Origin of the sequence: Buttiauxella ferragutiae, assembly GCF_022637515.1 — a bacterium.
Lineage (GTDB): Bacteria > Pseudomonadota > Gammaproteobacteria > Enterobacterales > Enterobacteriaceae > Buttiauxella > Buttiauxella ferragutiae.
In genome coordinates this window covers 3,582,593-3,596,874 of sequence record NZ_CP093332.1, presented here as the reverse complement: position 1 = coordinate 3,596,874, position 14,282 = coordinate 3,582,593, and the positions used below count along the sequence as shown (strand labels likewise).

Below are 14,282 nucleotides of genomic sequence, written 5' to 3'. Positions count from 1 at the left end.
TAATGCTGGTTTACTGAATGCATAACGATAAAGATCTTTCCACATGGCAGACCTTCCGCCGCCTTTGGCCGATGATTGCTCCTTTCAAGCCGGGTCTGATTGTGGCTGGTATTGCGTTAATCCTAAACGCTGCCAGTGATACCTATATGCTGTCTTTGCTTAAACCGTTACTGGATGATGGTTTTGGAAAAACTGATAAATCAGTGCTGCTATGGATGCCGCTGGTTGTTATCGGGCTGATGGTGCTGCGTGGTGCGACGAGTTACGTCTCCAGCTATTGCATCTCGTGGGTCTCTGGGCAGGTAGTTATGAACATGCGTCGTCGCTTGTTCAGCCACATGATGGGCATGCCGGTTTCGTTTTTTGACCAGCAGTCCACTGGTACGCTGCTCTCGCGCATTACTTACGATTCCGAACAAGTTGCTTCCTCTTCATCTAGCGCATTGATAACGGTCGTGCGTGAAGGCGCATCTATCATTGGCCTGTTTGTGCTGATGTTTTGGTATAGCTGGCAGCTTTCTTTGATTCTGATTGTACTGGCTCCTATCGTTTCCTTCGCGATTCGTATGGTTTCCAAACGTTTCCGTAATATCAGCAAAAACATGCAGAACACGATGGGGCAGGTCACCACCAGTGCGGAGCAAATGCTGAAAGGCCATAAAGAAGTGCTGATCTTCGGCGGCCAGGAAGTGGAAACAGAACGTTTTAATAAAGTCAGTAACCGTATGCGCCGCCAGGGTATGAAACTGGTTTCGGCCTCATCTATTTCTGACCCTATCATTCAGTTGATTGCCTCTTTAGCTCTGGCTTTTGTGATTTACGCAGCAAGCTTCCCGAGTGTGATGGAAACGCTGACAGCCGGTACCATCACCGTGGTCTTCTCTTCAATGATCGCTCTGATGCGCCCATTGAAATCCTTGACAAACGTCAACGCTCAGTTCCAGCGCGGTATGGCTGCTTGCCAAACGTTGTTCTCTATTCTCGATTCTGAGCAAGAGAAAGACGAAGGGAAACGTGTTATTGAGCGCGCTAAAGGTGATGTTGAATTCCGTGATGTGACCTTTACCTATCCGGGTCGTGAAGTGCCAGCTCTGCGCAAGATTGACCTGTCGATCCCAGCGGGTAAGACCGTGGCGTTGGTGGGGCGTTCTGGCTCAGGTAAGTCTACTATCGCAAGCTTAATGACGCGTTTTTACGATATCCAGGAAGGCAGCATCACGATTGATGGGGTGGATATTCGTGAATACACCTTATCTTCGTTGCGTAATCAGGTCGCTCTAGTCTCGCAAAATGTTCACTTATTCAACGACACTGTTGCTAACAATATTGCTTATGCGCGTACTGAACAGTACAGCCGCGACGACATTGAAAAAGCGGCGCGTATGGCATATGCCATGGACTTTATCAGCAAGATGGATAATGGCCTGGATACCGTCATTGGTGAAAATGGTGTCTTGCTTTCAGGTGGTCAGCGTCAGCGTATCGCCATTGCGCGTGCACTATTGCGCGATAGCCCAATATTAATTCTCGATGAAGCGACTTCTGCTCTGGATACCGAGTCTGAGCGTGCCATTCAGGCAGCGTTAGATGAACTGCAGAAAAACCGTACCTCATTAGTCATTGCTCACCGCTTATCAACCATTGAACAGGCTGATGAAATTGTGGTGGTGGAAGACGGTCGTATCGTTGAGCGCGGTCCTCATGCAGAGTTGATTGAGCATCGTGGGGTTTATGCCCAGCTGCATAGAATGCAATTCGGTTCATGATAGAACGCATCTGGTCGGGAAAATCTCCCCTCTACCTTTTGCTATTACCGCTCTCCTGGCTTTATGGCCTGGTGAGCGGTGCTATACGTCTTTGCTACCGCTTAGGGATCAAAAAAACCTGGCGTGCTTCGGTACCGGTGGTCGTTGTTGGTAATCTGACAGCCGGTGGCAATGGTAAAACACCCGTTGTGATTTGGCTGGTTGAACAACTCCAGCAGCGTGGTATCCGTGTTGGAGTTGTCTCTCGCGGTTATGGTGGTAAATCCGAACACTACCCGTTGTTGCTTGATCAACACACCACAACGTCACAAGCAGGTGATGAGCCAGTGCTTATCTATCAGCGCACGGGGGCTGCCGTGGCAGTCGCGCCGCGCCGTAGTGAAGCGGTGAAAATGCTGGTGGAAAAAATCCAACCACAGTTAATCATTACCGATGATGGTTTGCAGCATTATGCGTTGGGGCGCGATAAAGAGATCGTAGTGGTCGATGGTGTTAGGCGTTTCGGTAACGGATGGTGGCTTCCAGCCGGGCCAATGCGCGAACGAATCGGGCGCCTGGCTTCGGTCGATGCCGTCATTACCAACGGGGGTGAACCTAAACCAGGTGAAATAGCGATGACGTTGCAACCCAGTGACGCCGTTAATCTGCTGACTGGTGAACGTCGCCCGGTACAAACGCTTGAAAGCGTTGTCGCTATGGCTGGAATTGGCCATCCGCCACGCTTTTTTGCCACCTTACAGCAATGTGGTGTCACTCCGATTCGGACTGTCAGTCTTTCCGACCATCAGGCGTTAAACGAAAGTGACGTCATAAAATTAGTTCAGCCAGGGGAAACCCTGATAATGACTGAAAAAGACGCTGTCAAATGCCGCTTATTTGTATCCGGCCACACTAACTGGTGGTATTTGCCGGTCGACGCACATTTAGCACAACCGCAGTCCGACGAGTTATTGCAGTCACTATTGGCGCTGGTGCGATAATTGTAAGTTACCGCATCGGAATTCGAGTTTGCTGACGACAAGGTTCATTCATGTCTGTACCGCAACTGACTTTACGTGCAGCCCGCAATCTTCATCTTGCCGCGCAAGGCTTACTGGTTAAGCCTCGCCGCCGTCCAAAACCTGCCGATGTTATTGCAGCCATCGACCGTATGTCGTTGCTCCAGATTGATACTATTAATATCGTGGCTCGAAGCCCGTATCTGGTGTTATTCAGTCGCTTAGGTCATTTCCCGCAAACGTGGCTTGATGATGCTCTACTTAACGGCGATTTAATGGAGTATTGGGCGCATGAAGCCTGCTTTTTACCGAGAAAAGACTTTTCGCTAATACGTCATCGGATGCTGAATCCCGAAAAAATGGGCTGGAAGTACCGCCCTGAATGGATGGTCGAGCACGCCGAAGAGATTGAAAAACTCCTGGTTCACATTGAAAACAACGGCCCGGTACGATCTGCTGACTTTGAACATCCCCGTAAAGGCTCGAGCGGGTGGTGGGAATGGAAACCTCACAAGAAACATCTTGAGGGGTTATTCACCGCTGGGAAGGTCATGGTGATTGAGCGACGCAATTTTCAGCGTGTTTATGACTTGACCTCTCGCGTGATGCCGCACTGGAATGACGATTTGCATCTTATACAACAGCAGGATGCTGAACTGCAGATGCTGGAAAACAGCGCGCGCAGCCTTGGTATTTTCCGCCCTGAATGGCTGGCAGATTATTACCGATTGAAGAAGATCTCTCTCAAACCGTTGTTAACCCAATGGCAGGACAAGGGTAGCGCCATTCCGGTTAGCGTTGAGGGTATTGGCGAAATGTGGCTGCACAGTGATCTGTTCCCTTTACTGACTAAAGCTGAACAAAACACTTTGCGCGCCACCCACACCGCGGTGTTATCACCGTTTGATCCTGTGGTCTGGGATCGCAAGCGTGCCGAAGCTCTGTTTAACTTCTCCTATCGCCTTGAATGCTATACCCCAGCCGAAAAACGCAGGTATGGATATTTTGTTCTGCCGCTGCTGCATCAGGGGGAGATTGTGGGGCGAGTCGATGCAAAAATGCACCGCAAATCCGCAGTGCTGGAAATTATCAGCTTATATCTTGAGGATGGCGTTAAGCCGAACCAGTCCTTAATCAAAGGTCTGCATACAGCATTCACAGACTTTGCTCATTGGCAGGGCGCGACACAGATTCGCCTGGGTAATATCCCTGCGTTATTCGCTTCATCATGGGGCGAAGGTTGGGAAATTAACCCTGAGAACGCGTGAGTTATGTTATCCTTTCGCCTTTGATGGCGGTCATTCTGGAGTAACCATGGATCATCGATTACTTGAAATCATCGCTTGCCCGGTTTGTAACGGCAAGCTCTACTTTAATCAGGAAAAGCAGGAGCTTATCTGCAAACCTGACCACCTGGCGTTTCCTCTGCGCGATGGTATTCCAGTGCTGCTGGAGACTGAAGCTCGAGTTCTGAATTCTGACGAGAAAAACCCATGAGTTTTGTGGCCATAATTCCTGCTCGCTTCGCCTCTACACGCTTGCCGGGCAAACCGCTTAAAGACATCAACGGCAAACCGATGGTCGTTCATGTGATGGAGCGCGCCCGCGAATCGGGTGCCGAGCGTATCATCGTTGCAACCGATCATGAAGACGTTGCTCGTGCCGTTGAAGCGGCGGGTGGTGAAGTTTGTATGACCCGCGCCGATCACCAATCTGGCACCGAACGCCTTGCCGAAGTCATTGAAAAATATGGTTTCAGTGATGATACCGTGATTGTGAATGTGCAGGGTGATGAGCCAATGATCCCTCCGGCGATCATTAGCCAGGTTGCCAGCAATCTGGCAAATAGCCAGGCGGGCATGGCCACACTTGCGGTGCCAATCGACTCTGCGGAAGAAGCATTCAACCCGAACGCAGTAAAAGTGGTCATGGATGCGCAGGGCTACGCGCTTTATTTCTCCCGTGCGACGATTCCATGGGACAGAGACCGTTTTGCACAGTCTCGCGAAACCATTGGCGATACTCTGCTGCGCCATATTGGTATCTATGGTTATCGTGCAGGTTTTATTCGTCGGTACGTGACCTGGGAACCAAGCCAGCTCGAACAAATCGAAATGCTCGAACAATTGCGTGTGCTGTGGAATGGCGAAAAGATCCATGTCGCCGTCGCGAAAGAGATTCCGAGTATTGGGGTTGATACGCCTGAAGATTTGGAACGGGTGCGCCAGGCGATGCGCTAACGTTTTGAGTCGCAGTGTGGAACTTACCCCATGTATAAAAAAACCGGCATAGAACGCCGGTTTTTTTATTATCTAAAGGCATATTGATCTCAGGTGATGACATCCTGCGCTGGCAAGCTCATTATAAAAACACCAGTGTTGCAAGGGGTAATGAGTCATGGAGTTGCTACGCAAGGAATTGAGTCATCTGCTGGGTGAAAAACTAAGCCGGATAGAATGTATCAACGAACAGCCAAACACCGCGCTATGGTCGCTGTATGACAGCGAGGGTAATGCGATGTCTTTGCTGGCAAAAAGCTTTAGTTCCCGAGGCGTGGCTGCTCAGCTAGCCTGGAAAATGTCCATGCTCGCTCGCTCCGGCACGGTGCGTTTACCCGTGGTTTACGGGGTGGTAACGCATGATGATACGCCAGGGCCAGACGTGCTTTTAATGGAACGCTTGCGTGGCGTACCAGTGGAAGCGCCAACCCGCACTCCAGACCGTTGGGAACATCTGAAAGACCAAATTGTGGAAGGGCTGCTAGCCTGGCACCGCGTTGATAGCCGCGGCTGCGTCGGGAACGTCGACAGCACACAAGAAAATATCTGGCCATCATGGTATCGGCAACACGTCGAAACACTGTGGGCAACCCTCAATCAATATCCCAACAATGGCCTGACCATGCAGGACCGTCGCATCCTGTTCCGTACCCGCGAATGTTTACCGCGCTTATTCGAAGATTTCAACGATAACTGCGTGCTGGTGCACGGCAACTTTTCGCTCAGTAGCATGTTGAAAGACGGGCGTAGCGACCAGTTACTGGCGATGGTAAATCCTGGAATGACGCTTTGGGCACCGCGCGAATATGAAATATTCCGCCTGTATGAACAAGGGCAGTCGGAAAGCCTGCTGTGGCATTACTTGCAACGCGCACCCGTTGCTGAGTCGTTTGTGTGGCGGCGCTGGTTATACGTCTTATGGGATTGCATAGCGCAACTGTTGCAGTCAGGCCGACTAAACCGACCCGCCTTTGATGTCGCGTCGAAAAATTTACTGCCCTGGATCTCCTGACGCCCCCTTGAGCCATTGCCAGACGCGTCCTACCGTTTCATAAATGGCACGATCGCTGTGCATTAACCAAACCGGAGCCGGGATAATTCGCTCCCATGGATTAAGTGGCGATGCAATGGCCAGTTGATTGGCTGGTGCCGGGAGTGGATTTAATCCAGCATGACGGAAAAAAATCATCGCACGTGGCAGATGTGACGCGGAACTCACCAGTAAAAATGGCTGGTGGCCAAGAGTTTTCGCGACGGCTGCCGCTTCTTCCTCAGTATCTTTCGGTTCTTCCAGCGTGATGATTTGTGAGCGCGGAATCCCCAGGCTTTCTGCCACCCGAGCACCAGCCTCTGCGGTACTAACCGGATTTGTCAGCGCTCGCGCACCGGTAAAGATCATCTTCGCACCTGGGTTTGCCTGCCACAAACGCACCGCTTCAGTCACTCGTGGCAAACTATTGCTGATGAGATTGGAACTTGGTGCCCATTCCGGGTTCCATGTATAGCCGCCACCGAGCACCACAATGTAATCCACTTTTTCACTACCGCGCCAGGTTGGGTAGGTATCTTCGATGGGTTTGAGCATTTTGTCAGCCACCGGTTGCAGGCTAATCAGTAGTAAAACTAACCAACTCACGCTTAATAAGGCTTTTGCGCTTTTTTGCCAGCGGCTGAACCACAGTAAGCAAAGCGCAAAACCCATCATCAATAACAAAAAAGGTAAGGGGAGCAGCAGCCCGCCGATATATTTTTTCAGGATAAAAAGCATGAATTATGGGTCCTTTTTTAGCCATACAGCAGGTAAACAGGGGTGATATTACACCAGACGGGTTCATTCTTGGCTCGGCTGTGCCAAAATACGCTCTTTCCCCCCTATGGAGCCGTACCCGTGCGTGATCGCAATTTTGACGACATTGCTGAGAAGTTCTCACGCAACATTTACGGTACAACCAAAGGACAGCTCCGCCAGGCCATTTTATGGCAAGATCTTGATGCCTTACTTTCCACGCTGCCTGAAAAACTACGTGTGTTGGATGCGGGTGGTGGCGAAGGGCAAACCGCGTGCGGCCTTGCTGAACGTGGTCATGATGTCCTGCTTTGCGATGTTTCTGCTGAGATGATCTCCCGCGCCCAGGCTCAGGCCAGTGAAAAAGGTGTGAGCGACAATATGAATTTCATACATTCCTCGGCCCAGGATATTGGTCAACATTTGGAAAAGCCGGTTGATCTGATATTGTTTCACGCTGTGCTGGAATGGGTCGTCGACCCGCAGGCCGTGCTTAAAACCCTATGGGATTGCCTTGCACCAGGCGGTGCTTTATCCCTGATGTTCTACAATGCTAACGGTTTGCTGATGCGTAACATGTTTGTCGGCAACTTCGAATATGTTCTCCAGGGTATGAAAAAGAATAAGAGAAAAACACTTTCGCCTGACAATCCGCTGCAGCCAGAACAGGTTTATCACTGGCTGGAGCAAATTGGCTGGCAGATTACCGGTAAAACCGGTGTGCGAGTATTCCACGATTACTTGCGCGATAAGCATAAACAACGCGATGGTTTTGAGAATTTGCTTGAACTGGAAACGCGTTATTGCCGTCAGGAGCCTTTTGTGAGCCTCGGCCGCTATATCCACGTGACAGCCATCAAGCCGCTTGAGCCAAGGAAAAATTATGAGTGATGTTTCCCAGACAGTGCCGGAACTGGTTGCCTGGGCCAGGAAAAATGACTATTCGATTTCGCTACCGACAGAGCGTTTGACGTTTCTGCTGGCGATCGCCACGTTGAATGGCGAGCGGCTTGACGGTGAAATGAGTGAAGGTGAACTGATTGATGCTTTCCGCCACGTGAGTGACGGTTTTGAGCAGACCAGTGAAACCATTAACGTTCGTGCCAATAACGCCATCAATGACATGGTGCGCCAGCGTTTGATCAACCGTTTTGTCAGTGAAATCAATGAAGGCAATGCAATTTATCGCCTGACGCCACTCGGCATTGGTATTACCGATTACTACATCCGTCAGCGTGAGTTTTCAACGCTGCGTTTATCTATGCAGTTGTCGATTGTAGCCGGTGAACTGAAGCGTGCCGCTGATTCGGCAGATGAAGGTGGCGACGAGTTCCACTGGCATCGCAATGTCTTCGCCCCGCTGAAATACTCGGTGGCCGAGATTTTTGACAGCATTGATCTCACCCAACGGATCATGGATGAGCACCAGCAACAGGTTAAAGATGACATCGCGCAACTGCTGAACAAAGACTGGCGTGCGGCGATTTCCAGCTGTGAAATGTTGCTGTCAGAAACCTCCGGTACGTTACGTGAGCTGCAAGATACGCTCGAAGCCGCAGGCGACAAACTCCAGGCTAACTTGTTACGTATTCAGGATGCGATTCTGGGGCGTGACGATCTGCATTTTGTTGATCGTCTGGTGTTTGATCTGCAAAGCAAACTTGACCGTATCGTCAGTTGGGGTCAGCAGGCTATCGACTTGTGGATAGGCTACGACCGCCACGTTCATAAATTCATTCGTACCGCCATCGACATGGATAAAAACCGTGTCTTTGCCCAACGTCTGCGCGTTTCGGTACAGAACTATTTCGATGCACCGTGGGCGCTCACCTATGCCAACGCCGACCGTCTGCTGGATATGCGCGATGAAGAAATGGCGCTGCGTGATGAAGAAGTGACCGGTGAACTGCCAAGCGATCTGGAATTCGAAGAATTCAATGAAATCCGCGAACAACTCGCAGCCCTCATCGAAGCCGCACTGCAGGTCTACAAAACCAGACAAGTGCCGCTAGATTTAGGCGTAGTAATGCGGGACTATCTGGCGCAATACCCACGCGCCCGCCATTTTGATGTGGCGAGAATCGTAGTCGACCAGGCAGTACGTCTGGGTGTGGCTGAAGCAGATTTTACTGGCTTGCCGCCACAGTGGCAGGCAATTAACGATTACGGAGCCAAGGTACAGGCGCATGTCATCAACAAATATTGAAAAAGTGATGCCAGTAAAACTGGCACAGGCGTTGGCCAATCCGTTATTTCCGGCACTCGACAGCCAATTACGTTCCGGACGGCACATTGGGCTCGATGAGCTGGATAATCATGCCTATTTGATGGATTTCCAGGATGAACTGGAAGAGTTTTACACCCGCTATAACGTGGAGTTGATTCGCGCCCCGGAAGGTTTCTTCTATTTGCGTCCGCGATCCACCACGCTGATTCCGCGCTCTGTATTGTCCGAACTGGATATGATGGTCGGTAAAATTCTTTGTTACCTCTATCTCAGCCCGGAACGACTGGCAAACGAAGGTATCTTCACGCAGGCCGAACTCTATGACGAGCTGTTGACGCTGGCGGATGAAAACAAGTTACTCAAACTTGTGAATAACCGTTCTACCGGCTCGGATGTGGACAGGCAAAAACTGCAAGAAAAAGTCCGTGCTTCGTTAACCCGTCTACGCCGCCTCGGCATGATCTGGTTTATGGGCCACGACAGCAGCAAATTCCGCATTACCGAATCTGTATTCCGCTTTGGCGCCGATGTGCGCGCCGGCGATGATGCGCGCGAAGCGCAATTACGCATGATCCGCGATGGTGAAGCGATGCCGGTCGAAACTCGTTTGCAACTCAATGATGAAACGGAAGAGTCGCAAATTGTTCAGGATAACGCGGAGGATGAACAGGAATGATTGAACGCGGGAAATTTCGCTCACTTACGCTGATTAACTGGAATGGTTTCTTCGCGCGTACGTTTGATTTGGATGAACTGGTCACCACGCTTTCTGGTGGTAATGGTGCCGGTAAATCCACCACCATGGCGGCTTTTGTTACTGCATTAATCCCCGATTTAACGCTGTTGCACTTCCGAAATACCACCGAAGCGGGGGCCACTTCAGGTTCACGCGACAAAGGTCTGCACGGTAAGTTGAAAGCAGGGGTCTGTTACTCACTGCTGGATGTGGTTAACTCACGTCACCAGCGCGTTGTTGTTGGTGTGCGTCTGCAACAAGTAGCCGGTCGTGACCGTAAAGTCGACATCAAACCGTTTGCGATTCAGGGTTTACCAGAGTCTATTCAGCCAACACAGTTACTGACAGAGACCATTAACGAGCGCCAGGCACGTGTTCTGAGCCTGCAAGAACTGAAAGATAAAGTGGAAGCCATCGAAGGCGTTCAGTTTAAACAGTTCAACTCAATTACCGATTACCACTCGCTGATGTTCGATTTGGGCATTGTTGCGCGTCGCCTGCGCAGTGCATCGGATCGTAGCAAGTACTACCGTCTTATCGAAGCCTCGCTGTACGGCGGGATTTCCAGCGCCATTACCCGTTCACTGCGCGACTACTTGTTGCCAGAAAACGGCGGTGTGCGCAAAGCGTTCCAGGATATGGAAGCGGCACTGCGCGAAAACCGCATGACGCTGGAAGCCATTCGCGTCACCCAGTCGGACCGTGACCTGTTTAAGCATCTGATTTCTGAAGCCACTAACTACGTGGCAGCGGATTACATGCGTCACGCCAACGAACGCCGCATCCACCTGGATAAAGCGCTCGAGTTCCGTCGTGAGTTATTGACCAGCCGTAAGCAACTGGCTGCAGAGCAATACAAACATGTCGAAATGGCGCGTGAACTGGCTGAACACAGCGGTGCGGAAGGGGATCTGGAAACAGATTATCAGGCGGCGAGTGACCACCTGAACCTGGTGCAGACGGCAATTCGCCAGCAGGAAAAAATCGAGCGTTACGAAGCTGACCTCGACGAACTGCAAATGCGCCTCGAAGAACAAAATGAAATTGTTGCCGAAGCCTCTGAGCAGCAAGAAGAAAACGAAGCTCGCGCCGAAGCCGCTGAACTGGAAGTCGATGAGCTGAAAAGCCAGCTTGCCGATTACCAGCAAGCGCTTGATGTGCAGCAGACGCGTGCGATTCAGTATCAACAAGCATTACAGGCACTGGAGCGTGCACGTTCGCTGTGCCATTTGCCTGACCTGACTACCGATAGCGCGGAAGAATGGTTAGAAACATTCCAGGCAAAAGAGCAGGAAACCACTGAAAAACTGCTGACGCTGGAACAGAAAATGAGTGTGGCACAAACGGCGCATAGCCAGTTTGAGCACGCTTATCAGCTTGTTACCGCGATCAATGGCCCAGTGAGTCGTAGCGACGCCTGGAACGTGGCGCGTGAATTACTACGCGACAGCAATAACCAGCGCCATTTGATGGAACAAGTTCAGCCGCTCAGAGCGCGCCTTAACGAACTCGAACAACGTCTGCGCGAACAGCAAGAAGCTGAGCGCATGCTCGCTGAGTTCTGCAAACGTCAGGGCAAACACTTTGATCCTGAAGATTTGGAAGTGTTGCACGAAGAACTCTCTGAACGTATCGAAACCTTGCAGCAGCGTGTTTCTGATGCCAGCGATCAGCGTGCAAACCTGCGCCAGGAACAAGAGCAGATTCAGGCTCGCACTAAGCGTTTGCTGCTGCGAGCCCCAATTTGGGTGGCGGCACAAACCAGCCTCAATCAGCTTTGTGAGCAGAGCAACGAGCAGTTTGAAAGCAGCCAGCAAGTTACCGAATACATGCAGCAACTGCTTGAGCGTGAGCGTGACGTCACCGTTGAACGTGACGAAGTCGGCGCGCGTAAACGTGCCATTGACGAAGAAATCGAACGCCTGAGCCAACCCGGCGGTGCCGAAGATCCACGTTTAAATGCGCTGGCTGAACGTTTTGGCGGCGTGCTGTTATCTGAAATTTATGACGATATCAGCATCGACGATGCTCCTTACTTCTCGGCATTGTATGGCCCATCGCGTCACGCCATTGTGGTACCCGATTTATCGCTGGTGCGCGAGCAGTTAGACAACCTGGAAGATTGTCCTGAAGACCTCTATTTAATTGAAGGTGACCCATCTTCCTTTGATGACAACGTCTTTACCGTTGAAGAATTAAACGCAGCCGTTCTGGTGAAAACCGCAGAGCGTCAGTGGCGTTACTCTCGCTTGCCTGAGCTGCCAATATTTGGCCGTGCCGCACGTGAGAATCGCCTTGAGAACCTGCATGCTGAACGCGAAACCCTGGCAGAGCGTTTCGCGACACTGTCGTTCGATGTTCAGAAATCACAGCGTTTACACCAGGCATTTAGTCGTTTCATCGGTCAGCATTTGGGTGTGGCATTTGATGACGACCCGGAAGCAGAAATTCGTCAACTCAACACCCGTCGTGGTGAAGTTGAACGTGCTATCAGCAACCATGAAAACGACAATCAGCAACAGCGTCAGCAATACGATCAGGCGAAAGAAGGGGTTGATCAACTTAACCGCTTATTGCCGCGTATCAACTTACTCAATGATGAAACGCTGGCTGACCGTTGCGATGAAATCCGTGAACGCCTCGACGAAGCGCAAGAAGCCGCGCGCTTCCTGCATCAGTTTGGTAACCAACTTGCCAAACTCGAAGCCGTGGCATCGGCACTGCAAAGTGACCCTGAGCAGTTTGAGCAGTTAAAAGAAGATTATCAGTACGCGCAACAAGTACAACGCGATGCCCGTCAGCAGGCATTTGCCTTGACTGAAGTGGTGCAGCGTCGGGCGCACTTTAGCTACTCTGATTCTGCCGCGATGCTCGATGGCAATAGCGATTTAAATGAAAAATTGCGTAGCCGTCTGGAGCAAGCAGAAGCGGAACGTACCCGTTCACGCGAAGCCTTGCGTCAGCATGCACAGCAATTAAGTCAGTTCAGCCAGTTAATGGCATCGCTGAAAAGCTCCTTTGATACTAAAAAAGAGCTGTTAACCGATCTGCACAAAGAACTACAGGACATCGGCGTTCGCGCTGATATTGGCGCTGAAGAGCGTGCGCGCTCACGTCGTGATGAATTACATACCGCACTGAGCACCAACCGTAGCCGTCGTAATCAGCTCGAAAAAGCGCTGACTTATTGCGAAGCGGAAATGAGCAACTTAACCCGCAAACTGAAACAGCTGGAACGCAGCTATTTTGAAATGCGTGAACAGGTTGTCACCGCGAAAGCAGGCTGGTGTGCGGTGATGCGGATGGTGAAAGACAATGGCGTTGAGCGCCGTCTGAATCGCCGCGAATTGGCTTATGTCACCGGTGATGAACTGCGTTCTATCTCGGATAAAGCGTTGGGTGCGCTGCGTTTGGCGGTTGCGGACAACGAACATCTGCGCGATGTACTGCGTATGTCTGAAGATCCAAAACGCCCTGAACGTAAGATTCAGTTCTTTGTGGCGGTTTATCAGCATCTTCGCGAACGTATTCGCCAGGACATTATCCGTACTGATGACCCGGTTGAAGCCATCGAGCAGATGGAGATTGAACTGAGTCGTCTGACGGAGGAACTCACTTCACGCGAGCAAAAACTGGCGATCAGTTCTCGCAGCGTGGCGAATATCATCCGTAAGACTATTCAGCGTGAACAAAACCGTATCCGCATGCTGAACCAGGGTCTGCAAAGTGTCTCCTTCGGCCAGGTGAATAGCGTGCGTTTGAACGTGAACGTGCGTGAAACTCACGCCATGTTGCTGAATGTCCTTTCAGAACAACATGAGCAGCATCAGGATCTGTTCAACAGCAACCGTCTGAGTTTCTCTGAAGCATTAGCGAAACTGTACCAACGCCTGAATCCACAAATTGATATGGGCCAGCGCACACCACAGACCATCGGTGAAGAGTTGCTCGATTATCGTAATTACCTCGAAATGGAAGTGGAAGTTAACCGTGGTTCAGATGGCTGGCTTCGTGCGGAAAGTGGCGCGCTGTCAACCGGTGAAGCGATCGGTACCGGGATGTCGATTCTGGTCATGGTGGTTCAGAGCTGGGAAGAAGAGTCTCGTCGACTACGTGGGAAAGACATTTCCCCATGCCGTTTGCTGTTCCTCGATGAGGCTGCACGTCTGGATGCGAAGTCGATTGCCACGTTGTTTGAGCTATGCGAACGTCTTGAAATGCAACTGATCATTGCAGCGCCGGAGAACATTAGCCCAGAAAAAGGCACTACCTATAAGCTGGTGCGTAAGGTTGTTCAGAACCATGAACACGTTCATGTCGTTGGGCTGCGGGGCTTTGCGCCTCCGCTTCCTGAACCGTCGGCTGACATGACTGAAGCGTCATAATTAACGCGGGCTACGGCCCGCGTTTTCTTTGGCTCGAAAGTTCTTATTCTTTAATTTTATTTACATTTATGCGGGCAAATAGTTTTTGCTGTTTATATACTGATA

Annotated in this window: 11 protein-coding genes; 10 read left to right on the top strand and 1 reads right to left on the bottom strand. The window is 50.9% G+C overall.

Features of this window, described 5'->3' with window-relative positions; all coding sequences use genetic code 11:
- Window positions 1-17: 17 nt before the first annotated feature.
- The 6 genes from msbA to MNO13_RS16640 all read left to right on the top strand — a co-directional run bounded on the left by msbA (window position 18) and on the right by MNO13_RS16640 (window position 6,055).
- On the top strand, window positions 18-1,766 hold the full coding sequence (gene msbA / locus MNO13_RS16665; RefSeq protein ID WP_064548225.1) for a lipid A ABC transporter ATP-binding protein/permease MsbA: 1,749 nt from the start codon (window positions 18-20) through the stop codon (window positions 1,764-1,766).
- The gene (gene lpxK / locus MNO13_RS16660; protein ID WP_121813950.1) at window positions 1,763-2,746 is read left to right on the top strand and encodes a tetraacyldisaccharide 4'-kinase; all 984 of its coding nucleotides are present in this window, start codon (window positions 1,763-1,765) and stop codon (window positions 2,744-2,746) included. The genes msbA and lpxK overlap by 4 nt, the downstream gene beginning before the upstream one ends.
- A gap of 50 nt (window positions 2,747-2,796) precedes the next feature.
- Complete coding sequence (locus tag MNO13_RS16655) at window positions 2,797-4,032, top strand: winged helix-turn-helix domain-containing protein (RefSeq protein WP_232886485.1); 1,236 nt, start codon at window positions 2,797-2,799, stop codon at window positions 4,030-4,032.
- Between the two features lie 46 nt (window positions 4,033-4,078).
- Window positions 4,079-4,261 carry a protein YcaR gene (gene ycaR, locus MNO13_RS16650; protein ID WP_064548219.1) on the top strand — a complete coding sequence of 61 codons (183 nt, stop codon included), beginning with the start codon at window positions 4,079-4,081 and terminating at the stop codon, window positions 4,259-4,261.
- Complete coding sequence (kdsB, locus tag MNO13_RS16645) at window positions 4,258-5,004, top strand: 3-deoxy-manno-octulosonate cytidylyltransferase (protein WP_121813948.1); 747 nt, start codon at window positions 4,258-4,260, stop codon at window positions 5,002-5,004. Before ycaR ends, kdsB begins: the two co-directional genes overlap by 4 nt.
- 157 nt (window positions 5,005-5,161) lie before the next feature.
- Window positions 5,162-6,055 carry a YcbJ family phosphotransferase gene (locus MNO13_RS16640; protein ID WP_064548215.1) on the top strand — a complete coding sequence of 298 codons (894 nt, stop codon included), beginning with the start codon at window positions 5,162-5,164 and terminating at the stop codon, window positions 6,053-6,055.
- Here the strand turns inward: MNO13_RS16640 and elyC are convergent.
- Complete coding sequence (gene elyC / locus MNO13_RS16635) at window positions 6,035-6,811, bottom strand: envelope biogenesis factor ElyC (protein ID WP_133522502.1); 777 nt, start codon at window positions 6,809-6,811, stop codon at window positions 6,035-6,037. The genes MNO13_RS16640 and elyC overlap by 21 nt on opposite strands.
- Before the next feature lie 120 nt (window positions 6,812-6,931).
- Here elyC and cmoM point away from each other — a divergent pair, with 120 nt between their 5' ends.
- The 4 genes from cmoM to mukB are packed head-to-tail and all read left to right on the top strand — an operon-like array spanning window position 6,932 to window position 14,177.
- Window positions 6,932-7,720, top strand: coding sequence for a tRNA uridine 5-oxyacetic acid(34) methyltransferase CmoM (gene cmoM / locus MNO13_RS16630; protein WP_064548211.1), 789 nt, complete (start codon window positions 6,932-6,934; stop codon window positions 7,718-7,720).
- Window positions 7,713-9,035, top strand: a complete 1,323-nt coding sequence (gene mukF, locus MNO13_RS16625) for a chromosome partition protein MukF (RefSeq protein WP_064548209.1) — start codon at window positions 7,713-7,715, stop codon at window positions 9,033-9,035. The genes cmoM and mukF overlap by 8 nt, the downstream gene beginning before the upstream one ends.
- Entirely contained in the window at window positions 9,016-9,732 is a 717-nt protein-coding gene (gene mukE, locus MNO13_RS16620) for a chromosome partition protein MukE (protein ID WP_064548207.1), read from the top strand. The genes mukF and mukE overlap by 20 nt, the downstream gene beginning before the upstream one ends.
- Window positions 9,729-14,177, top strand: coding sequence for a chromosome partition protein MukB (mukB, locus tag MNO13_RS16615; RefSeq protein ID WP_064548205.1), 4,449 nt, complete (start codon window positions 9,729-9,731; stop codon window positions 14,175-14,177). The genes mukE and mukB overlap by 4 nt, the downstream gene beginning before the upstream one ends.
- Window positions 14,178-14,282 lie beyond the last annotated feature (105 nt).